General features: G+C 43.4%; 28 protein-coding genes. 24 read left to right on the top strand and 4 right to left on the bottom strand.

Annotated features, from left to right (window positions below; genetic code table 11):
* Positions 1-202 precede the first annotated feature (202 nt).
* The 4 genes from HC733_RS19455 to HC733_RS19440 all read left to right on the top strand — a co-directional run bounded on the left by HC733_RS19455 (position 203) and on the right by HC733_RS19440 (position 3,622).
* Positions 203-700: a hypothetical protein gene (locus HC733_RS19455; RefSeq protein ID WP_190366654.1), complete on the top strand. Its 498-nt coding sequence runs from the start codon at positions 203-205 to the stop codon at positions 698-700.
* Between the two features lie 147 nt (positions 701-847).
* Positions 848-1,510, top strand: a complete 663-nt coding sequence (locus tag HC733_RS19450) for a fumarylacetoacetate hydrolase family protein (RefSeq protein WP_190366653.1) — start codon at positions 848-850, stop codon at positions 1,508-1,510.
* A gap of 28 nt (positions 1,511-1,538) precedes the next feature.
* On the top strand, positions 1,539-2,726 hold the full coding sequence (purT, locus tag HC733_RS19445; RefSeq protein WP_190366652.1) for a formate-dependent phosphoribosylglycinamide formyltransferase: 1,188 nt from the start codon (positions 1,539-1,541) through the stop codon (positions 2,724-2,726).
* Positions 2,723-3,622 (top strand): aldo/keto reductase, encoded by a 900-nt coding sequence (locus HC733_RS19440; protein WP_190366651.1) that lies wholly within the window; start codon positions 2,723-2,725, stop codon positions 3,620-3,622. The genes purT and HC733_RS19440 overlap by 4 nt, the downstream gene beginning before the upstream one ends.
* 71 nt (positions 3,623-3,693) lie before the next feature.
* Here the strand turns inward: HC733_RS19440 and HC733_RS19435 are convergent, their stop codons facing one another.
* Both HC733_RS19435 and HC733_RS19430 read right to left on the bottom strand, forming a co-directional pair.
* Positions 3,694-4,362, bottom strand: a complete 669-nt coding sequence (locus HC733_RS19435; protein ID WP_190366650.1) for a TorF family putative porin — start codon at positions 4,360-4,362, stop codon at positions 3,694-3,696.
* Positions 4,363-4,592: 230 nt separating this feature from the next.
* The gene (locus tag HC733_RS19430) at positions 4,593-5,759 is read right to left on the bottom strand and encodes a hypothetical protein (RefSeq protein ID WP_190366649.1); all 1,167 of its coding nucleotides are present in this window, start codon (positions 5,757-5,759) and stop codon (positions 4,593-4,595) included.
* Positions 5,760-6,020: 261 nt separating this feature from the next.
* Between HC733_RS19430 and HC733_RS19425 the strand changes: the two genes are divergently transcribed.
* Positions 6,021-7,955: an AsmA family protein gene (locus tag HC733_RS19425; protein WP_190366648.1), complete on the top strand. Its 1,935-nt coding sequence runs from the start codon at positions 6,021-6,023 to the stop codon at positions 7,953-7,955.
* Between the two features lie 85 nt (positions 7,956-8,040).
* Here HC733_RS19425 and HC733_RS19420 read toward each other — a convergent pair whose 3' ends face one another.
* A complete protein-coding gene (locus tag HC733_RS19420) occupies positions 8,041-8,208 on the bottom strand; it encodes a hypothetical protein (protein ID WP_190366647.1) in 168 nt (55 codons plus the stop codon).
* 276 nt (positions 8,209-8,484) lie between these two features.
* Here HC733_RS19420 and HC733_RS19415 point away from each other — a divergent pair, with 276 nt between their 5' ends.
* Positions 8,485-8,988, top strand: a complete 504-nt coding sequence (locus tag HC733_RS19415; protein ID WP_190366646.1) for a hypothetical protein — start codon at positions 8,485-8,487, stop codon at positions 8,986-8,988.
* Positions 8,989-9,005: 17 nt separating this feature from the next.
* On the opposite strand, the gene HC733_RS19410 is transcribed toward HC733_RS19415, so the two are convergent.
* Positions 9,006-11,546 carry a protein kinase domain-containing protein gene (locus tag HC733_RS19410; protein ID WP_190366645.1) on the bottom strand — a complete coding sequence of 847 codons (2,541 nt, stop codon included), beginning with the start codon at positions 11,544-11,546 and terminating at the stop codon, positions 9,006-9,008.
* 172 nt (positions 11,547-11,718) lie between these two features.
* Between HC733_RS19410 and HC733_RS19405 the strand changes: the two genes are divergently transcribed.
* The 18 genes from HC733_RS19405 to rplQ all read left to right on the top strand — a co-directional run bounded on the left by HC733_RS19405 (position 11,719) and on the right by rplQ (position 21,323).
* Positions 11,719-12,579 carry a polysaccharide deacetylase family protein gene (locus tag HC733_RS19405; RefSeq protein ID WP_190366644.1) on the top strand — a complete coding sequence of 287 codons (861 nt, stop codon included), beginning with the start codon at positions 11,719-11,721 and terminating at the stop codon, positions 12,577-12,579.
* Between the two features lie 266 nt (positions 12,580-12,845).
* On the top strand, positions 12,846-13,214 hold the full coding sequence (rplN, locus tag HC733_RS19400; RefSeq protein WP_010378257.1) for a 50S ribosomal protein L14: 369 nt from the start codon (positions 12,846-12,848) through the stop codon (positions 13,212-13,214).
* A gap of 10 nt (positions 13,215-13,224) precedes the next feature.
* Positions 13,225-13,539: a 50S ribosomal protein L24 gene (gene rplX / locus HC733_RS19395; RefSeq protein WP_190366643.1), complete on the top strand. Its 315-nt coding sequence runs from the start codon at positions 13,225-13,227 to the stop codon at positions 13,537-13,539.
* A 16-nt stretch (positions 13,540-13,555) separates the two neighbouring features.
* On the top strand, positions 13,556-14,095 hold the full coding sequence (gene rplE, locus HC733_RS19390; RefSeq protein WP_190366642.1) for a 50S ribosomal protein L5: 540 nt from the start codon (positions 13,556-13,558) through the stop codon (positions 14,093-14,095).
* A gap of 10 nt (positions 14,096-14,105) precedes the next feature.
* Entirely contained in the window at positions 14,106-14,411 is a 306-nt protein-coding gene (gene rpsN / locus HC733_RS19385) for a 30S ribosomal protein S14 (protein WP_190366641.1), read from the top strand.
* Positions 14,412-14,431: 20 nt separating this feature from the next.
* Positions 14,432-14,824 (top strand): 30S ribosomal protein S8, encoded by a 393-nt coding sequence (gene rpsH, locus HC733_RS19380; RefSeq protein ID WP_105169332.1) that lies wholly within the window; start codon positions 14,432-14,434, stop codon positions 14,822-14,824.
* 13 nt (positions 14,825-14,837) lie between these two features.
* Positions 14,838-15,368 carry a 50S ribosomal protein L6 gene (rplF, locus tag HC733_RS19375; RefSeq protein WP_190366640.1) on the top strand — a complete coding sequence of 177 codons (531 nt, stop codon included), beginning with the start codon at positions 14,838-14,840 and terminating at the stop codon, positions 15,366-15,368.
* 9 nt (positions 15,369-15,377) lie between these two features.
* A complete protein-coding gene (gene rplR, locus HC733_RS19370) occupies positions 15,378-15,728 on the top strand; it encodes a 50S ribosomal protein L18 (RefSeq protein ID WP_070986507.1) in 351 nt (116 codons plus the stop codon).
* 9 nt (positions 15,729-15,737) lie between these two features.
* Positions 15,738-16,244: a 30S ribosomal protein S5 gene (rpsE, locus tag HC733_RS19365; RefSeq protein ID WP_190366639.1), complete on the top strand. Its 507-nt coding sequence runs from the start codon at positions 15,738-15,740 to the stop codon at positions 16,242-16,244.
* A 6-nt stretch (positions 16,245-16,250) separates the two neighbouring features.
* Positions 16,251-16,433: a 50S ribosomal protein L30 gene (gene rpmD, locus HC733_RS19360; RefSeq protein WP_016710201.1), complete on the top strand. Its 183-nt coding sequence runs from the start codon at positions 16,251-16,253 to the stop codon at positions 16,431-16,433.
* A 5-nt stretch (positions 16,434-16,438) separates the two neighbouring features.
* Positions 16,439-16,873 (top strand): 50S ribosomal protein L15, encoded by a 435-nt coding sequence (rplO, locus tag HC733_RS19355; RefSeq protein ID WP_190366638.1) that lies wholly within the window; start codon positions 16,439-16,441, stop codon positions 16,871-16,873.
* Positions 16,874-16,884: 11 nt separating this feature from the next.
* Positions 16,885-18,213: a preprotein translocase subunit SecY gene (gene secY / locus HC733_RS19350; protein ID WP_152084657.1), complete on the top strand. Its 1,329-nt coding sequence runs from the start codon at positions 16,885-16,887 to the stop codon at positions 18,211-18,213.
* A gap of 23 nt (positions 18,214-18,236) precedes the next feature.
* The gene (gene rpmJ / locus HC733_RS19345) at positions 18,237-18,350 is read left to right on the top strand and encodes a 50S ribosomal protein L36 (RefSeq protein WP_190366637.1); all 114 of its coding nucleotides are present in this window, start codon (positions 18,237-18,239) and stop codon (positions 18,348-18,350) included.
* 128 nt (positions 18,351-18,478) lie between these two features.
* Complete coding sequence (gene rpsM, locus HC733_RS19340; protein ID WP_105189430.1) at positions 18,479-18,835, top strand: 30S ribosomal protein S13; 357 nt, start codon at positions 18,479-18,481, stop codon at positions 18,833-18,835.
* A gap of 13 nt (positions 18,836-18,848) precedes the next feature.
* Positions 18,849-19,235: a 30S ribosomal protein S11 gene (gene rpsK, locus HC733_RS19335; protein ID WP_010363724.1), complete on the top strand. Its 387-nt coding sequence runs from the start codon at positions 18,849-18,851 to the stop codon at positions 19,233-19,235.
* 21 nt (positions 19,236-19,256) lie between these two features.
* Complete coding sequence (gene rpsD / locus HC733_RS19330; protein WP_070986503.1) at positions 19,257-19,877, top strand: 30S ribosomal protein S4; 621 nt, start codon at positions 19,257-19,259, stop codon at positions 19,875-19,877.
* A 24-nt stretch (positions 19,878-19,901) separates the two neighbouring features.
* The gene (locus HC733_RS19325; RefSeq protein WP_190366636.1) at positions 19,902-20,888 is read left to right on the top strand and encodes a DNA-directed RNA polymerase subunit alpha; all 987 of its coding nucleotides are present in this window, start codon (positions 19,902-19,904) and stop codon (positions 20,886-20,888) included.
* Between the two features lie 36 nt (positions 20,889-20,924).
* Positions 20,925-21,323 carry a 50S ribosomal protein L17 gene (gene rplQ / locus HC733_RS19320; protein ID WP_190366635.1) on the top strand — a complete coding sequence of 133 codons (399 nt, stop codon included), beginning with the start codon at positions 20,925-20,927 and terminating at the stop codon, positions 21,321-21,323.
* Positions 21,324-21,770 lie beyond the last annotated feature (447 nt).

Raw genomic sequence — 21,770 nt, 5'->3', positions numbered from 1 at the left:
GGGATTAAACCGCTTGAAAGGCATATTGGGCGACAAACTCAATGCCATTCTAGCGGGTGTGGGCCAAAACTTTAGAAAAATCCTAACCCTATTGAGGCTTTTTTACGTCTGGATTTTATATTGGCTATGTGCGCCATTGGCACGTGAAAATCAACAACAAAAACGTTAGATGGTTAACCGAATCTAAAGATAGCAATCCAAATTGAACAACCTCAGTTTTTTGAAAAACCGAGATTTTCAGAATCGACTAATTAGCTCTAAGCCTTTGGATGAAAAAATTGCCCATGCTTACGTTGAGCTGTCGTACCAACAAAATGAGCGCATGATAGAACAGCGGTTTCCGTTAGTATTTATTTCGAAAAATGATGAGAGTATTCAGCAAGGCCGCGGTTATCGCTACAAATACAAAGTCGCTGAGCAAGCACAAGCATTTTTTGACCGAGCAATGCAGCTTCGTCTTTCCAAAAGAGCACAAACTATTCGCTTTAATTATATTCAACCATTATTTGAAAACGCTCAGGAGCCGCAACAAGGGCGAGTTGAGTATGCTCTGCTACCCGACTATGGGCCGTTAAACTTAGGTGAGTTTATGAGGAAGTTGAGCTTTTTGGGAGATGACGATTGGATAACGTTTTGCAATGACTCTCAATATGTTTATGACAAGGTATCCGCATGCGGTCAGGTGCAAATAAATGAGTAGGGCAACACATTATATGAAAAGTGCGCTCTAAGTATGTGTAACAGTAATTATTATTAGAGAGATATTTAAAACGCTTTTAAAATTAGCAAACTAGCTTATGATCAGGGCCCAAGATGTAAATATGCATATATGCTTAACGGAGATGCTATGTATACACACCAATGGGCAAGTGGTCAAAAAGTGGATCTACCTTTGGGTAAGATAGTGTGTGTTGGACGTAATTATGTTGAACATGCACAAGAGCTCAATAATCTCATCCCCTCAGAGCCTTTAATTTTCATGAAACCAAGCACCAGCTATCAAAGCTTCAAAGAAGAAATTAAGTTAGATAAATCGCTCGGTGAACATCACTACGAAGCAGAGCTTGCGTTACTAATCGGTGAGAGACTAGATAAACACCATACCTCACCACTGGAAGCGATAGTTGGAGTAGGTTTAGCACTTGATTTAACCTTACGCGACATGCAATCAGAGCTCAAGCAGCAAGGGTATCCATGGGAGCGTGCTAAAGCGTATGACGGCAGTTGTCCTATCACTCCTTTTGTTGCGGTAAATACATTAGCTGCTTTGCAAAATCTGGAATTTCGATTTTGGCAGAATAATCAGCTCATGCAGCATGGCAATACAGACTTGATGATCTTCTCATTTGCACAACTGTTGCAAAGTATTAGCCAATTTTGCACATTAATGCCGGGAGATGTTATTTTGACAGGCACCCCAAAAGGGGTAGGCAAACTAGAAGACAAAGCACTGCTGAGCTTACAGCTTAATGATCAGCCTAAGTTTGAGGCGCAAGTTAAGCTGCAATAACGCGTGATTGGTTACCATAGGAAAACAAATGAAAATTAAACCATTAGGCACGCCTTTTTCAAAAACGGCGTGTAAAGTCTTGTTATGTGGTGGTGGTGAACTTGGCAAAGAGGTGGTGATCGAATTCAAGCGCCTAGGGTGTGAAGTTGTGGTCTTAGATAGATATGAACACGCACCCGCTATGCAAGTTGCAGACAGAAGCTATGTGTTATCTATGCTTGATGGCATGCGTTTAGCGCAGATAATCGAACAAGAACAGCCAGATTATATCGTGCCAGAAATAGAAGCGATTGCGACAGATAAGCTGGTGGAGTTAGAGCAACGGGGTTACACCGTTGTACCAAGCGCAAAAGCCGCACAATTGACCATGAATCGAGAGGGAATTCGCCGTTTGGCTGCTGAAGAACTTGGTCTGGCGACATCCCCTTATTGCTTTGTGGATACCTTCGAGGACTTTAAGCATGCCGTTACTGAAATTGGTATGCCTTGTGTGGTTAAACCCATTATGAGTTCTTCAGGAAAAGGACAAAGTGTTATTAGGCAAGCGCAGGGTATTGATGCTGCATGGCAATATGCACAAGAGGGGGGCCGTGCTGGGCAAGGTCGGGTGATTGTTGAAGGGTTTGTTGAGTTTGATTATGAGATCACCTTGCTTACCATTCGTCATGTAAATGGCACCAGTTTCTGTGAACCCATTGGCCATGTACAAGAAAACGGTGACTATCAGCAAAGCTGGCAACCGCAGCAAATGAGCGAGCTGGCTTTAGCACGCAGTAAAGACATCGCCAGTAAAGTAACCGAAGCGTTAGGGGGCCGTGGGTTATTTGGTGTTGAGCTATTTATTAAGGGCGATGAAGTCTATTTTAGTGAAGTCTCTCCTAGACCTCACGATACAGGCATGGTGACTTTAATCTCACAAGACTTGAGTGAATTTGCGCTGCATGTTAGAGCCATTTTAGGATTACCGATCCCTAACATTCATTTTCATGGTCCTTCAGCATCAAGTGTTATATTGGTGACGGGTGAGTCACAGCAGTTACAGTTCAGCGGTTTGCAAGAAGCGTTGGCTATTCCAAATACTGAGCTACGCTTATTTGGTAAGCCTGAAGTTGCAGGCACTCGTCGCATGGGTGTAGCGCTTGCCAGAGAACTGTCTGTGGCGCAGGCGACAACAAAAGCAATACAAGTTGCGAGCAGTATCAAGGTTACATTATGAATCAGCTATCAAGCCACCGAGTAATAGACCCGCTTGTTCTTGGGTTTTGGCGTTTACTGGATTGGCAGCTAACAGATAAGCAATGTGTAAGCTATCTGGAGCAATGCATTGATTTAGGAATTAAACACACAGATCACGCTGATATTTATGGTGAGTATGAGTGTGAGCGCGCCTTTGGTCGCGCTTTAAAGCTGGCTCCCCATATCCGCAATCAAATTAAAATCATTACTAAATGCGGCATTCGCCCTGCTTTGGCTAAACAGGGCTTGGCGGGCAAGGCAAATCATTATGATTCAAGTAAAGCGCATATCATTGCTTCGGCTCAGCAAAGCCTTAAAAACTTCAATACTGATAGGCTAGATGTTTTACTTATCCATCGTCCTGATTATTTGATGGATGTGGATGAAATGGCTGAGGCATTTAATAGCCTTAGGCAAGTGGGCGACGTTTTGCACTTTGGGGTGTCTAACTTCACACCGTCGCAATTTGCGTTATTACAATCGCGATTATCTTTTTCCTTGGTTACTAATCAAATCGAGTGCTCTGTGTATGAAATGAAAGCGCTGGACGATGGCACACTCGATCAGTGTCAACAGCGAGGTATTCACCCTATGATTTGGTCGCCATTGGCGGGAGGTAGATTGTTTGATAAAAAAGATCAAAAGGCTATCCGTTTGGCTGTTGTACTTGAAGAAGTTGCACAGGAAGTATCGGCCACATCAATTGACCAAATTGCTTATGCGTGGCTAAAACGTTTGCCATCGCACCCATCGGTGGTACTTGGTACGGGTAATATTGAGCGTGTTAAGGCCGCGGTTGAGTCTGTGCATATCGACCTATCTCGTGAGCAGTGGTACCGCATTTGGCAAGCATCTACAGGGCACAGCGTACCGTAATGAAGAATGACCAAATGATAAAAGGGCCTTTCGGCCCTTGAGTTTTGCAGCAAGTATCAAAAAATTAGCCGTTACAATGTAAAGTTCACACCGTAACTGACAAACGCTTTAACATCGTCGTTAGTATTTAGGTCGGTTTTGATTAACCCTAAAGTAAAGCCGTCTTTAGAGACGCTGACACGATAGTCCATATAGCTATCGTCTTCGCCAGTCCACTCTTTGATGGTGTCGCCGCTTGAGCGACCAATATGCAGTGCAAGTTCGCTATCATTAAGAATATTCAAGCTGGCGTTGAGCTCCAGATAGAGCATATCTTCTTCAGTGCTTGAGTCTTTTTGTGCATGAGTTAGATAACTGGCTTTAACACTGAGCCATTGCCAGCTAATTGATCCATAAAGCTCGCCAAAATTGCTCGATCCAGGGGCGTCTGGGTAGGCGTAATATAAGTAACCAACATCGTAGCCAAAACCTTGTGTTTCGCCACTAAAGCCTGCGTACAGATCCATTTCGTAACTGGTTTGGTCACCAAAGTCTACATTGGACATCCAAGTACCCGCATAAAAGCCGCTTTCTGAGCTGTAATCCATTCCCCCAGAGAGCGCTGCGCCATCATCGGTTTGCGTAACGCCGCGCCAATAGTAGTTGGAGCTAGCAGCAACGTTTGCGCTCACTTCGGCAAGACTGTTAAAAGAGGTGATAGAAAGGCATGCAAGAGCCAATAAAGAAGCTGTTTTTTTCATTATATTTCCTTAGAGCACTGAGTTGGAAATAGATTGAGCAACGCTTACGCCAATTTTGAAGAAAACAAAATTATTTATTTAACGCAATGATTATTATGAATTTAATTAAAGTTAGTGTAAGAAGGTTACGACATAAAGCGCACGCACATGCACTGGTGTGGTGCGTTTTGAATGAAATTTGCACATGTACCTAGCAAGCGACATGTGCAAATTATGTGTGTTAGAGGGGCTTAGCCGAAAATAGCGCGCATCAGTGAGATAGTTTCATCTACACTGCGGCCTTTTTCTACTTCAGCCACAATTGAGTCACGCTTAGTGCGAATATGCTCAGGAATAGACTCATCACTTAAAGCTCTGTCAACCAATACCTCTGCTGACTCTTTACCACGGCGAACAACTTTTTTGCTGCCACTGCTGGTGGTACGCTGTGGTTTATTGAGTAACTTTAAGTAGTTTGAGCCCTCTGCTGTGTCTTGGTCTGCATAGTAAAACCAGCAAGGCAGTAATGCTTTAATATCTGCTAGTTGTTGCTCAAATTCATTTGCTGGAGTGGGCATTTTAAACCAAGGCATAGCATGTACTGTGTGTACAATATCTTGCCAGTAGCGTTCAAAATCGCGGTTATTCAGTTTGGTAATGCCAAATGCTGAGCATAGCGCATCTAACTTTGAGCTACTAATTGGTGTGAATACATCAGGGCGACGCATTGCTAGCAATCGTGTGGCAGGGGCAAGTGTTGGCTTTTCATCGCTGCCATTAAATGCCAGCAAATAGGCAACCACAAATTGCTGGTAGTCTTGCTCGCTTACATCACCTTGCGGCGGAATATGTGCCAGTGCTTCGTCAAATGCACCCGGTAAGTCGGCCAATAACTGATGAAAGCCTTTGGCATTTTTAGTTGAACTAAACCACTCCACATCAAAGTTGTATACGCTGGTATCGAGTGACGCGGCATGTTTACCACTAAAGGCGAGTCTGTCTTCAACAATCATCTCTTTCAGTGGAGTTGCACGTTTGTCTGCTAAGTAAGTGGTGAGCTTAAGTTGTTCATCAACGGCCAGCGCATCACGGTGTTGCTCAACAAAAGCAACTAAAACGGGCCAAGGGGTAATACGCAGCGTTTTTAGTTGTAAAAAGCTAATGGCCGAGATGAGTTGATCTTGTAGCTTTTTAACGGTGGGCAGTTGATGGTCATCCAGCAAATCAAAATTGAGTCGGTTTTTTGCTACGTCTAGCAGCTCGTAGCACCATAGCAAAAAGTCTTCAGGGTGGTTCTCTACCTTTACCGCCATTAGGTTTAAACTGATCTCAGTTGCTTGCTTTAAAATATTTTGGTAAATCTGACTTTCCTGTTCACCCAGAGCCATTCTTGACGGGGAAATGAGCAACTTCTTCATGCTGGTTTGAGTCTCCACACACTTGCTTAAAAATTCATCTATTAAGTTTAGCCAATGCCAGCTAAATCTGACAAGGGCGGGCGATCATACCGAAGAATAGCGAACTTACAATCCAATAAATTGATATTTACTCAGATCGACCTAAAACATCTCACCGTGATATTAATTTTTACTGTTATCATCGTCATTAGGCATGAATTTAGTTATCAGCAGCGCTACTATAGTTGTAATGGCTTCAGTTATCAGTAATTAAGGAACGTTATGAAAACCGTGATAAAGGTATTAGGTGCAACGGTACTTGTGTTAGTTGGTGTGGTACTCGCGGCTCCTTTTTTAATTCCTACCGAGCGCATAATCAGTGAGCTATCTGAGCAAGTAGAGCTCAACACCGGTCGTAAATTACAGGTATTAGGGCACAGTGAGCTATCGGTGTTACCGAGTTTAAAAATAGAGCTCAATGATGTGCATTTTGCCAATATGTCATCGGGCAGCCGCGACAACATGGTGAGCATGCAGGCACTAGAAGTGCATATCCCCTGGTTATCGATATTGGGCGGTCAAGCAAAGCTTGAGAAGTTCGTGATTCGTCAGCCTGATATTTTATTAGAGACCGATCAGCAAGGGGTGCCAAACTGGCAGATATTTCCGACAGCGAAAAGCAACGATAAGCAATCAACATCAAGTGAAGGGAGCACATCTTTACCAGAGAACTTTGATGTGAAGTTAGGTGAAGTGGCAATTTATGGCGGTACTTTCACTTATAAAGATGGGCAAACTAAAGTACAGCACCAATTAAGTGATATTGAGGTGACGGTGCAGCTGCCATCATTGCGCGAAACGCTGGCTATTGCAGGCTCTATCACCTATCAACAGCAAGTATTTGAGCTGAGCACCACATTGGCAACGCCGGCTAAGTTGATTGGCGGCGATACCTTTAGCGTGACCCAAGCGCTTAACTCTGCGCTCGTTAATATGAACTTTACGGGTAAAGTGGCGCAAGGGGGTCAAGATATTCAGGGTGAGCTTACCCTTAAAGGTGACTCAGTAAAAGCCATTGCGCAGTGGCAAGGGGTTGACCTTAAAGCCAAAGACAATGCCTTTAACCAATTTGAAGTAAGCGGCGCGATGCATATGAGCGGGCAAACCTTTACCCTTAAAACGCTCACCGCCAAACTGGATGAACTGACTATTAAGGGCCAAAGTACACTAGAGCTTGGCAAGCGCCTTAATGTTCAAGCCAATGTTGATTTAGGTATGTTGGACTTAAACCCTTACTTGCCAGAGCCTGTAAAACAAGCAGAAGCACCCAAAGAGCAAAAAGAAGCACAGCCCATTGTTTGGGATGATACACCGATTGATTTGTCGGCCCTTAACTCGCTTGATGCTAATGTAGTGGTGCGCTCAACAGGCCTAAAAGCACGCGAGATAAGGTTAGGTGAAAACCAACTATCGTTTAAGCTTAATCAGGGCGTGGCACATATCGGGTTAGATAAATTTAATGCCTACGAAGGTAGCGGTAAGGGCGCGGTAAAAGTGGATGCCAGCCGTACACCGTATAAAATTAACACCCAATTTGCCTTAGATAGCATTAATGCAGAACCCCTACTTACTGATGCAGTAGGCTTTGATAAGGTATTAGGCAAAGGCAGCGTCAACTGGGACTTAACCACACAGGGGCAAAGCCAAAAGAGTTTTGTATCAGCCCTTGGCGGTAAGTTGGCATTTAATCTAAAAGATGGTGGCGTAAAAGGCGCTAACATTGCCGAGATGACCCGCAAAGCCAAAGAAATGCTCAAAGGCGACTTTTCATCTCTCAAAGAAGGTCTCAATGCCGATTATAATCCTGAGCAAAAAACCGACTTTTCATCGCTTACAGGCAGCCTTGTATTTACTAACGGAGTAGGGCGCAACACGGATTTGTATTTGGCCAGTCCACTGATTCGCATTACTGGCGAAGGCGATGTGGACTTACCACAAACCAATGTGAATTACCGTTTAGTCACGGGCATTGTCGATACCATTGAAGGCCAAGCCAGCACCGATGACAGCACTGGCTTTAAAGTACCCCTGCGCATTAAAGGTCCGTTCCATAAAGTGGATGTGAATATTGACGTGAGTGGTGCGGCGAAAGACAAAGCCAAAGATAAGGTAAAAGATAAATTAAAAGATAAGTTGAAGGGCTTGTTTGGCGGGTAAATTGCTAAGATTGAATAAGGTTTGTTGATAAGCGGCTAAATGTTTGCCGCCTTTTTAAATGGTATGAATTTCTAGTTAGCCTAGCTTAATATGGAGGGATACCACTGATTATCACTTGGGGACAAGTATGTACTAGCCCGTCACGCTCCATACGATTACGGTTTTGATAGCGATTATTCACTTTATAACCACCTGCGATTTGGTTTAGCAGGTGAGTTGGGATGGTTTGTGATGTTGGGCTTTTAGCTTTCATTTGGCTTCCTTTTTTGGTTTTTGCTTCCCAAAGCGGCGATTGCTCTGTCGCGATATGTATCACTTGGTTTATAACGCAGTGTTTTTAATTTAGCAACTTCTGTTAATGTTTAGCTGTCTGCGTAAGAGCGCGCAGCGATACGGACCTATTACTAAAATGATGAAGCTGCTCTTTGATGGGGGTAACTGCATTAAAATGGCTGTAATTCGGTGTAATTGTGATACAAGATAAGATATGGTTTTATATCTTAACAACGCTAAATTTAAGGAAGCAAAAATGAGCCAAGATTTTAGTTATCTTGTGTCACCTCGTATAGAAACCGAGGGTGAGCCATGGGTTATCACCGATATGCAAGGCCACAATGTAGAAAACGTTGCGGTATATTTGAGTGAGTTGCCAGCAGGGCAACCTGTGTGCCTATATTATGAAATGCTACAGGGGGCAGCAGAACAAGGCTGGCGGTTTGCGGAAAACGGTACATTATTTGTGGATGCCAACGATAACTTTAACTACCAATTAAGCAGTGTGGTAGCCAATGGCGGCAAATCGTTAGTTGTGACGATTTCAAATATTGAGCCTAACTTATCGCTATCCGACACTGCATTGACGTTTTTATCAGATACTCATAATGCAAATAAATCACTTTCTACCGCACTTGTAGAAAAGACTGACTATCAAGTGAATTTTAGACTGATAGCTAAAGTGATTGGTGATGAAAATCCTGATGTGCGATATTTTTCGCAAGATCCACGAATCATATTGCAAAATGCGCCCCCTTGAGAGGCTTTTGAATAGACTTAGTTAGTACAGGCTGTTTTTACATGTTCTGCATTAATTATTTCTTTTAAGTCACTTTTGTACTGACAAAGTTCTGAAAACCAAGGAAGTTGATAAAAGTGACTACTCCATCCCTTTTCAATACTTTTTTGAATTGTGAGCAATGCTGATTGGTATTCTCCGAGTGTTGTAAGAATCATAGCTTCAATGAATAAAATATCGTGAATGCCAGTATGCTGCATTTTAATTTTGTCGATCAATTTTAATGCACTAGACCCTTTTCCAGTATGTAATAAAGCCTGAGCACGAGCTAAATTATCATCAATGTTGTCTGAGCTTTCAGTCATTTTGATTATATTATTGTAAACATCTATAGCAGTATCTTGTTCGTTGTATAGCATGAGGCTATCAGCTAAATTGAGTGCTACGCTAATGTGTTTTGGATTCAATGAGTATGCTCTTCTTGCGGCAAAAACGGCCTCTTTATAGTTACCTTCTAGCTGATAAGCGATGGATAAATTGGATAAAACTGTCGAGTTCAGTGGTGTTAGTGCGAGTATATTCTGATAGTTGATAATTGCTTTTTTTGGGTCTCCACTTGCAAGTGAAATGTCTGCCAATGTAGTCAAGGCCCAAATATCTCGGGGGGCAATCTCTTTTAATTGGTTTAAATAGTTAAGTGCTGAAGGGTAATTTCCATTGTACACGTGTATAACAGCAAGGTTGCGCATGGCCCGAAGAGTCGGTCGGAGGTGGAATGCTCTTGAAATATGGGTAAGTGATTTAGAGTAGTTAGCCCTGTATTGATAATAATTGGCTTTAAGCATATTAAGATCGTACTCGTCCATATTTGATTCAGATAGTGAATTCAGTAGGGTTTCTGCAGCTTTCCAATCGTTGAGCTCTTGAAACGCAAGTAGTTTTTCTTTTTGAAATTGATTGCTTGATTTGTAATTTGATGGAGCGCCTTCAAGGACGTCTAAAAAATCTAACAATAGGCTTGTATCTGCCAATTGCCTATGTGCTTCGATGGCAATTTGCCTGTAAAGAGTAAATAGTGGTAAAAACTCTGGCGCCTGCCTAACTAGAAGCCTAATGGTTTGCGCATTCTTTTCAATTTCTTGAGTCCCAGAATTCACTTGCTGATATAAAGCGAGGTAGTCCGTGTACAGATTTTTTGAATATTGAGGAGTAGAGTGTTGAGATGAGAATAAATCGCGTAGGTGTATACCGATATTACTCAATACATCCGTAAAGCTCTCTGTATCGATACTTAAACGCGTGCTATTGATAACTGTTGCGTCTTTTGCTTTTAATGTTCGCAATGTTACTTCGCAAATTGATGAATGGCATGTAAGTGTAGGCTCAATAAAAATATCGGTTCCAAGTGCTTTACCAATTTCGACTAGAGGTGCTCCATCTCCTATCACTTTGATGGCATTATTAACTTCGTTGTTAGAAACTTGCAAAACATCTCCTTGTTTAAGGATAAAGTTACTAATTGCATCTTCAAACCCCAAATTTACGATGTATCTTTGCACTTCGGTTAGAGGTGTACCTACATCATATTTGATTGGCAACGCCGCAATGTAGGTTTTTGGTTTATTGACTTGCCAGTACCAAACGCCCGCGCTAATTAAGCCAATCACTAAAAACGCCAGTGAAAACAGAGCAACGAGTTTATTGCGGGCGCTGTTTGGGTTGCTAATGTTAACTTCGTTTAGTTCAACCGTTTCGTCGCTGTTGTCGTAGCTGACGCTCATCATGACTTGCTTGAGTTGCATGGCCACTTCATCGGCACTGCTTGGGCGTAAGTCTTTATTAAATTGCAGTAAGCGGTCGAGTAGGGCAATTAATGCCGGTGGCAGGCCAATAATCTCACTGGCACTGGCTTTGAGTGGTACATGTTTTATTTGCTCAGCAATGGCTTGCTCACTACTAGATTTGGCTTGGCCACGATAAGGGTGATTGCCCGTGAGTAATTGATAGGCAAGCAAGCCAAATGAAAATAAATCACTGCGTTGGTCCAGCGGCTCTTCGCGTAGCTGCTCGGGCGACATTGAGACTAAGCTGCCAAAGCTCGATAGGGCTGAGAGTTCTTGCTCGCCTTTGAGCTGCGAAATACCAAAGTCGGCAATTTTCGCTTGCCCTTGTTTATTAATTAAGACATTGGCGGCTTTTAGGTCTAGGTGCAAAATATCTTGTTGATGCGCGGCGCTTAAGCCCTGTGCAATATCAATAAGAATCGACAGCTTTTGCTCTAAACTTATATGCGCCTCTTTAACATGATTTGCCAAAGTTGTGCCTTGCACATATTCCATTTCAAGCACTAAGCAGTCGTCTATTTCTTGTACATTATATACTTGCACAATATTAGGGTGATTGAGTCTTGCCAATAGGCGGGCTTCTTCGAGCAGTGTTTGGCTGTGTGCTTGGGTATTATTTAAAACTTTAAGCGCGACTTTGCGGCCTAATTTAGCATCTGTTGCTAAAAAAACGGTACTCATGCCACCTTGTCCAATGGGCATCACGTTTTGATAATGGGTGCTTAGGTCAATCACTGCGCAACAAGTTCCAATATTTAATACCAAGTTATGAGTTTATAGCGATGAGCAGACGATGAGAACCTCTAATTACACAAAACCGTGTATTTAATTTTATTCAATTGAAGCGCTTATCCCCCCGTGGTTAACTGAATGTTCCTAATTTAGTCAGTTGAGCAAGGAGGAGATAATGAGAAAAGCGCTCTCAAGTGTGATTGCGGCCTTGGTAGTCATAAGTTGTGCAGGTTGTAGTAATGTCGAAGCTGAGCCACATAGCAAAACTAACGGCAAAACATCCACAGATATAGTAGCTTGGCAGTATCCAAACGGTGCTCGCAATGCTATTAGTATTACCTTTGACGATGCACGAGAAAGTCAGGTCGATGTTGGCGTCGCAATTTTAGATAAACACAATGTTAAAGGTACATTTTATGTAATGCCAGAGCCTGTGCAGAGGCGTTTAGCGCAGTGGCAAGCTGTTGCTGAGAATGGTCATGAAATTGGAAACCACACACAAAGCCATTTATGTACGGGTAATTTCCAATGGCTGCGAGCGATGAACAAAGGCTTGGAGCAGGTGGATTTAACTTGGATGCGTGATGACATCGAAAAAACCAATCAGTTTATTGAAAGCAATTTAGGCGTCACACCGCACTCGTTTGCTTACCCGTGCGGTAACACCTTTGTTGGGCGAGGCGCTGAAGTCCAAAGTTATGTACCCCTCATTGCTGATCTGTTCACTACGGGCCGTACTTGGTTAGATGAAACCGCTAATGACGCAAACTATACCGATTTTGCCCAGCTGACGGGTATTCGTATTGACGGTATGACCTTTGAGCAAATCAAAGCAACGCTGGACGCGCTGCGCTTTACCAAGAGCTGGATTATTTTGGCTGGACACGAAGTGGGACAAAAAGGCATGTATACCATAGATAGCCAAGCGCTAGAATCACTCATTGTTTATCTTAAAGACCCTGCTAATGGCTATTGGTTAGACACAGTCGACAATGTGGCAAATTATTTAAAACAACATAGAGACGCGCCAAAATAGGTTGTTTGTTTTTTAATCTATTGATGCAAAAAGGGAGTTTTGCATTGAAATAGCTAACTTACGACCCCACTTAGTAAAACTGTACCCGCTCTACCAGCTGTGTTTGCTAAATTAATTAAAAATTGAACTATGAATACACAACCTTTGCTGGTACAATTGCCCGCCCTTGAAAGACGGAAACTTAGTTTTTTGAGCGGAATATAATCTAAATGCTTTGATTTTAAACAAAATTAAAGCGAGTTGTAACTACACCGGAGCTCATTAATATGATCCAAATGCAAACTCAGCTGGACGTTGCTGATAACAGCGGCGCTCGCAAAGTGCAGTGTATTAAAGTCCTTGGTGGTTCGCACCGTCGCTACGCGGCTGTTGGTGACATCATTAAAGTTTCTGTAAAAGAAGCTATTCCTCGCGGTAAAGTGAAGAAAGGTGATGTTAAAAACGCGGTAGTTGTGCGTACTAAAAAAGGCGTTCGTCGTCCAGACGGTTCATTGATCCGTTTCGATAGCAATGCGGCTGTTATCTTAAACGATAACCTACAGCCTATTGGTACTCGTATCTTCGGCCCTGTGACTCGTGAACTACGTACTGAAAAGTTCATGAAAATCGTTTCACTAGCCCCAGAAGTACTATAAGGAGTCTATCATGGCAGCAAAAATCCGTCGTGATGACGAAGTAATCGTACTAGCCGGTAAAGACAAAGGTAAGCGCGGTAAAGTGCTTTCAGTTGTTACTGAAACTGGTCGAGTATTTGTCGAAGGCATTAACTTAATCAAGAAGCACCAGAAGCCTGTACCACAATTACAGCAAGCTGGCGGTGTTATTGAGAAAGAAGCGTCAATCGACGTATCAAACGTTGCGATCTTCAACCAGGAAACTGGTAAAGCAGATCGTGTAGGTTTCAAGATTGAAGACGGTAAGAAATTACGTATCTTCAAATCTACTGGTAAAACTATCTAATAGTTGGAGTAGAATGATGGCGAAACTGCATGAAGTATATAAAGACAAAGTAGTCGCTGAACTTCAAGAGAAGTTTGGTTTCAGCTCTGTCATGCAAGTCCCTCAGATCGAAAAGATCACATTAAACATGGGCGTGGGCGAAGCCCTAGCTGACAAGAAAATTCTAGAAAACGCTGTTGCAGATTTAGAAGCAATCTCTGGTCAGAAAGCACTAATCACGAAAGCACGCAAATCAGTTGCTGGCTTCAAAATTCGTGAAGGCTACCCAATCGGCTGTAAAGTAACCCTACGCGGCGAGCGTATGTGGGATTTCCTTGAGCGTTTAGTCTCAATTGCGATGCCACGTATTCGTGACTTCCGCGGTGTTAGCTCGAAGTCTTTTGACGGTCGTGGTAACTACTCTATGGGCGTACGTGAGCAAATCATCTTCCCAGAAATCGATTATGATAAAGTAGATCGCGTTCGCGGTATGGATATCACAATCACTACTTCTGCGAAAACTGATGAGGAAGGCCGTGCGTTGTTAGAAGCATTTAACTTCCCATTCAAGAAATAAGGGTAGGGTTATGGCAAAGAATTCTATGAAAGCGCGCGAAGTAAAGCGCACTAAATTAGTTGCTCAGTACGCTGAAAAGCGCGCGGCACTAAAAGCTATCATCAGCGATGTTAACGCATCTGAAGATGATCGTTGGGATGCGGTATTAAAGCTTCAAAGCTTACCGCGTGATTCAAGCCCTGCACGTCAACGTAATCGTTGTAACATCACGGGCCGCCCACATGGTTTCCTTCGCAAATTCGGCATGAGCCGTATCAAAGTTCGCGAAGCAGCTATGCGCGGTGAAATTCCTGGCCTTAAAAAGGCTTCTTGGTAATAGAGTCACGGGAGTAAGACATGAGCTTGCAAGATCCTATTGCGGATTTGTTTACACGTATCCGTAACGGTCAGACTGCGAAGAAGGTATCAGTTTCAATGCCAACTTCAAAGCTGAAAGTAGCAGTTGCTAAAGTACTAAAAGAAGAAGGTTATATCACTGACTTCGCAGTATCTGGCGACGTAAAACCAGAATTGACTATCGAATTAAAGTACTTCGAAGGCAAAGCTGTAATCGAAAACATCCAGCGTGTTAGCCGCCCTGGTCTACGTATCTATAAGAAACGTGACGCATTACCTAAGGTAATGGGTGGTCTAGGTATCGCTATCGTATCAACTTCTCAAGGCTTGATGACAGACCGCGCAGCACGTAGTGCAGGCGTTGGTGGTGAAATCATTGGCTTTGTAGCTTAATCGGAGGGGAACAATGTCTCGTATAGCGAAGGCTCCAATTACAGTTCCTGCCGGTGTAGAAGTTACAATTAAAGGCCAGGACATCACAGTTAAAGGCAAAAATGGTGAGTTGTCTCGTACTATCAACGATGCTGTTGAAGTAACTCTAGCTGACAACGTGATCACAACGACACCTCGTGACGTTGCGAACGCGTGGGCACAAGCAGGTACTGCTCGTGCACTTATCAACAACATGATTGTTGGTACTAACGAAGGCTACGAGAAAAAACTTCAATTAGTTGGTGTTGGTTACCGTGCGGCTGTTAAGGGTAAAGTTTTAGACTTAACTCTTGGCTTCTCTCACCCAGTGAACTTTGATATCCCTGAGGGCATCACTATCGAAGCTCCAAGCCAAACTGAACTTGTAGTTAAGGGCGCTGACAAACATTTAGTTGGTCAAACCGCTGCTAACATCCGCGCATTCCGTGAGCCAGAGCCTTATAAAGGTAAAGGTGTACGTTACGCAGATGAGCACGTGCGTCGTAAAGAAGCTAAGAAGAAGTAAGGTAAGACGATGGATAAGAAAACAGCTCGTCTACGTCGTGCTAAACGCACCCGTAGAAATTTTATTGAACAAGGCACAACGCGTCTTGTTATCCACCGCACGCCACGTCACATTTACGCTCAGCTAGTTAACGCTGAAGGTAAAGTACTGGCTGCTGCTTCTACAGTTGAAAAAGCAATTGCTGAATCAGTATCAGGCACTAGCAACATCGCTGCAGCGCAAGCTGTAGGTAAAGCGATTGCTGAACGTGCAGCTGACAAAGGTGTTGAAAAACTAGCCTTTGATCGCAGTGGCTTTAAATATCACGGCCGTGTGAAGGCGCTTGCTGATGCAGCGCGTGAAGCCGGTCTGCAATTCTAGGAGTAGACAATGGCTAACGTAGAAGCAAAGCAACAACAGCCTGATTTGGCTGAAAAGCTAATCGCGGTGAACCGTGTGTCTAAAGTGGTTAAAGGTGGTCGTATCTTTAGCTTCACTGCACTAACAGTTGTTGGTGATGGCGCAGGTAAAGTAGGTTTTGGTTATGGTAAAGCACGTGAAGTTCCAGCTGCTATTCAAAAAGCAATGGAAAAAGCACGTCGTAACATGATCAACGTTGAACTAAACGGTAACACGTTACAGCACCCTATCAAGGGTCGTCACGCGGGTTCTAAAGTATACATGCAGCCAGCATCTGAAGGTACTGGTATCATCGCCGGTGGTGCAATGCGTGCAGTACTAGAAGTAACTGGTGTACAAAACGTACTATCAAAAGCATACGGTTCAACAAACCCAATCAACATCGTTCGTGCAACAATTTCTGCTCTAGAGAACATGAATTCTCCAGAAGGTATTGCTGCAAAACGTGGTTTAACTGTTGAACAGATTCGGGGGTAATTAACCATGGCTAATAAAACTGTAAAAGTTACTCAAGTAAAGAGCTCTATCGGTCGTTTACCGAAGCATAAAGCGACTTTACGTGGCCTTGGTTTACGTCGTATCAACCACACTGTTGAGTTAGAAGACACAGCATGTGTACGTGGTATGATCAACCAAGTTTCTTACATGGTTAAGGTTGAGGGGTAATTCGAATGCATTTGAATACACTTTCACCTGCTGCTGGTGCAAAAACTGAAAAGAAACGTCTAGGTCGTGGTATTGGTTCTGGTCTTGGTAAGACTGGTGGCCGTGGTCATAAAGGCCAAAAATCACGTTCTGGCGGTACAGTACGCGTTGGTTTCGAAGGCGGTCAAATGCCTATGCAACGTCGTCTACCTAAGTTTGGTTTCACTTCACGTAAATCTCTAGTATCTACTGAAGTTAACCTTTACGAAATCGCTAAAGTTGAAGGCGATGTGGTAGACCTAGACGCGTTACAAGCAGCTGGTCTAGTTAAAAAGAACGTTCTGTTCGTTAAAGTTGTTAAATCTGGCGAAGTTTCACGCGCAGTTACCGTTAAAGGCATTAAAGTGTCTAAAGGTGCTCGCGAAGCTATCGAAGCTGCCGGAGGCAAGGTAGAAGAATAAGGAAGTACACTATGGCTAAACCAGGTCAAGATATGCAAAGTGCACAAAGTGGGCTTGCGGAACTGAAGCGTCGATTACTATTCGTTTTGGGCGCTATCATTATTTACCGTCTAGGTTCATTCGTGCCGATCCCTGGGATTGATGCCGCTGTACTTGCCGAATTCTTCGAGCAACAAAAGGGCACCATTGTTGAAATGTTTAACATGTTCAGCGGTGGTGCGCTTGAGCGTGCTTCGGTACTGGCACTCGGTATTATGCCGTATATCTCAGCTTCAATTATTATGCAGCTATTAACGCATATACATCCTGCGATGATAGAACTTAAGAAAGAAGGTGAGCAAGGGCGTAAGAAAATTAGTCAGTACACGCGGTATGGTACGCTCGTGCTAGCTACATTCCAGTCAATTGGTATTGCTACAGGCTTACCAAACATGATGAACGGGTTAGTTGTTAACCCCGGTTTCGGTTTCTACTTCACCGCAGTGGTGAGCTTAGTAACCGGTACTATGTTCTTGATGTGGCTGGGTGAACAAATTACAGAGCGAGGTATTGGTAACGGTATCTCAGTACTGATTTTTGTTGGTATTGTAGCTAACCTGCCGTCTGCAATTGGTTCGACAGCTGAAATGGCGCGCCAAGGTGATCTGAATGTTCTTGTACTGTTATTGATTGCGGTAATCGTATTCGCAGTTACTTATCTTGTTGTATTCTTTGAGCGTGGACAACGTCGTATCGTTGTAAACTACGCCAAACGTCAGCAAGGTCGTCAAGTATTTGCTGCTCAAAGCACGCATTTACCACTAAAAGTAAACATGGCGGGTGTTATTCCACCAATCTTTGCTAGCAGTATAATTTTGTTCCCTGGTACAATTGCAAGCTGGTTCGGCCAAGGTGAAGGTCCGGTCGCTGATGTGCTACAAGCTATCTCTGCAGTGTTGACCCCTGGTCAGCCTTTGTATGCGATGGTCCTAGCTGCGGCTATTATCTTCTTCTGCTTCTTCTACACTGCGTTGGTATTTAACCCGCGTGAGACAGCAGATAACCTGAAGAAATCTGGCGCTTTTATTCCAGGCATTCGTCCAGGTGAGCAGACATCTAAATACATTGATAAAGTGATGACACGCCTGACATTGGCAGGTGCTTTGTATATAACCTTTATCTGTCTGGTGCCCGAGTTTATGACCATGGCGTGGCAAACGCCATTCTACTTCGGCGGTACATCAATTTTGATTATCGTTGTAGTAATCATGGACTTTATGGCACAAGTACAGACTCATATGATGTCACATCAGTATGATTCTGTGCTGAAAAAAGCAAACCTTAAAGGCTATGGCCGATAAGGTTATTTTCACGGAGTTGAGCAATGAAAGTACGTGCTTCCGTTAAGAAAATTTGCCGTAACTGTAAAGTTATTAAACGTGCTGGTGTAGTACGCATAATTTGCAGTGAGCCTAAGCACAAGCAAAGGCAAGGCTAATAAAAGTCATGCAGGCTAAGTAAATACTACTTAGCCTGTGTTTTTGAATGTGATCCGATCTTCGTTTGAGTATCCTTGCGGGCTTTTCAAACAGATGGGTGTCGGATCTAAATATAGGAGATGTGTTAGTGGCCCGTATCGCTGGCATTAACGTCCCTGATCATAAGCATGCAGTTATTGGTTTAACTAGCATCTATGGTGTAGGTAAAACTCGCGCTAAGGCGATCTTAGCAGCGACTGGTATCGCCGAAACTACAAAAATCGGTGAGCTTTCAGACGAAACACTTGACGTACTTCGTGAAGAAGTTGGCAAGTACACTGTCGAAGGTGATCTTCGTCGTGAAGTGACTTTAAACATCAAGCGTCTTATGGACCTTGGTTGTTTCCGTGGCTTACGTCATCGTCGTTCGTTACCACTACGTGGTCAACGTACTAAGACTAACGCGCGTACTCGTAAGGGTCCTCGCAAGCCTATCAAGAAATAAGGTGGGGTAAGTTATGGCTAAAGCACCAATTCGTCGTAAAAAGGTCAAAAAGCAAGTTGTTGATGGTATGGCACACGTTCATGCATCATTCAACAACACAATCGTAACCATTACTGACCGTCAAGGTAATGCTCTTTCTTGGGCGACTGCTGGTGGTTCTGGTTTCCGTGGTTCACGTAAGTCTACTCCGTTCGCTGCACAGGTTGCTGCTGAGCGTGCAGGTACTGCTGCACAAGAGTACGGTCTTAAGAACCTAGAAGTATTCATTAAAGGTCCAGGTCCAGGCCGTGAGTCTGCTGTACGTGCATTGAATGCTGCGGGTTACCGTATCACAAACATCACTGACGTGACGCCAATCCCTCATAATGGTTGTCGTCCACCGAAGAAACGTCGCGTTTAACAATAGGTTAGGAGAAAGAACATGGCAAGATATTTGGGCCCTAAGCTCAAGCTGAGTCGTCGTGAAGGTACTGACCTGTTCCTTAAGAGCGGCGTAAGAGCTATCGACTCAAAGTGTAAACTTGAGACTGCACCTGGTCAGCACGGCGCTCGTAAAGGTCGTCTATCTGATTACGGTTTACAATTACGTGAAAAGCAAAAAGTACGTCGTATCTACGGTATACTTGAAAAGCAATTCCGTAACTATTACAAAGAAGCTGCTCGCCTTAAAGGTAACACAGGTGAAAACCTACTACAGCTTCTAGAGCAACGTTTAGACAATGTTGTATATCGCATGGGTTTTGCAAGCACGCGTGCTGAAGCACGTCAGCTAGTTAGCCACAAAGCGGTTATGGTTAATGGTCGTGTTGTTAATATCCCTTCTTTCGTAGTTACTCCTGAAGATGTAGTAGTAATTCGCGAGAAGTCTAAAAAGCAAGCGCGTATCATCGCTGCTCTAGAGTTGGCTGAGCAACGTGAAAAGCCAACTTGGATTGAAGTTGACGGTAAGAAAATGGAAGGTAGCTTCAAGCGCCTACCAGAGCGTTCTGATCTGTCTGCGGACATTAACGAACAACTAATCGTCGAACTTTACTCGAAGTAAAGTTAAGAGTTAAGAGAGGATAAAATGCAGGGTTCTGTAACCGAATTCCTAAAGCCAAGGTTAGTCGATATCGACGCTATCAACCCAACGCGTTCTAAAGTAGTTTTAGAGCCACTTGAGCGTGGTTTTGGCCACACTTTGGGTAACGCTTTACGCCGTATACTGTTGTCATCTATGCCAGGATGTGCAGTAACTGAAGTTGAAATCGACGGTGTATTGCATGAGTACAGCGCGAAAGAAGGCGTTCAAGAAGACATCATTGAAATTTTGTTGAATCTAAAAGGTTTAGCGGTATCTCTAGAAGGTAAAGATGAAGTTTTTCTGACCCTGACTAAGTCTGGTGTAGGCCCTGTGACGGCGGCAGATATCCAGCACGATGGAGATGTAACAATCGCCAACCCAGATCACATTATTTGTCACTTAACTGCTGACAATAGTGAAATCAGCATGCGTATTCGTGTTGAGCGTGGTCGTGGTTATGTGCCTGCGTCTAGCCGTTTATCCTCTGATGACGATGAGCGTCCAATTGGTCGTTTGATGCTTGACGCATCATTCAGCCCTGTTGAGCGTATTGCGTACTCGGTTGAGTCAGCCCGTGTTGAACAACGTACAGATTTAGACAAGTTAATCATTGATATGGAAACGAACGGTACTTTAGATCCTGAAGAAGCGATCCGCCGTGCGTCTACTATCTTAGCTGAGCAGTTAGAAGCATTCGTAGATTTACGTGATGTATCTGAGCCAGAAGAGAAAGAAGAGAAGCCAGAATTCGATCCTATTCTGCTTCGTCCTGTTGATGACCTTGAGCTAACAGTACGTTCAGCAAACTGTCTGAAAGCCGAGCAAATTCAATATATCGGTGACTTAGTACAGCGTACTGAAGTTGAGCTTCTGAAAACACCAAACCTTGGTAAGAAGTCTCTAACTGAAATCAAAGATGTACTAGCTTCACGTGGTCTTTCACTAGGTATGCGCCTTGAGAACTGGCCGCCGGCAAGCTTAGCTGAATAAGCTAAGTTACTATATTTTAGTTAGAAGGATAGGGTCATGCGCCATCGTAAGAGTGGTCGTCAATTAAACCGTAACAGCAGCCATCGCAAAGCGATGTTCAGCAACATGGCTGGTTCTTTGGTGAAGCACGAAATCATCAAAACAACTTTGCCTAAAGCGAAAGAGTTGCGCCGTGTAATTGAACCTTTAATCACACTGGCTAAGACTGATAGCGTTGCAAACCGCCGTTTAGCGTTTGCTCGCACGCGTGATAAAGAAGTAGTTGGTAAATTGTTCAGCGAACTAGGTCCTCGTTTCGAAGGCCGCCCAGGTGGTTACACTCGTATTCTTAAGTGTGGCTTCCGTGCTGGTGATAATGCACCAATGGCTTATGTTGAGCTTCTAGACCGCCCAGTAGCGGAAGAAACTCAAGAAGACGTGCAGTCTGCAGAGTAAGTCTTAAATAAGACAAAAAAGCCGAGCTATAGCTCGGCTTTTTCTTTTCTTAATTTCACCTATAATTGTTTCACTCATCGGCTATACCAAAAATGATGGTCTTTTCGTTACCTATCATTGATGTCTCTATTTTTTTGAAAAGTTACATAGCCCTAATAAAAAAGGGGGCGTGTTCCTTTAGTATGTATTTTAAATTGCAATAAACTTAGCTATGAACGCAGTTTATTCGTGTTTAAATGTACTATTATTGAGCTTTTAGCTGTAAAATTGCTCGAACAATCTATTTTTATCACTTTCCTTCAAAAAATCGCTTGCGCTTTTAATTCGTCGCCCTATAATGCGACCCCACTGACACGGAGCGCTGAGCAACTTAAAGCAAAGCAACAACGAGTCAGCGTCGAGTAAAACTTAATGTTTAAACTTCTTTTGAAATCTTAAAAATTAAGT

The sequence above is a fragment of the Pseudoalteromonas sp. S16_S37 genome (assembly GCF_014694405.1).
Classification (GTDB): domain Bacteria; phylum Pseudomonadota; class Gammaproteobacteria; order Enterobacterales; family Alteromonadaceae; genus Pseudoalteromonas.
This window is presented reverse-complemented; position numbering and strand designations above follow the sequence as displayed.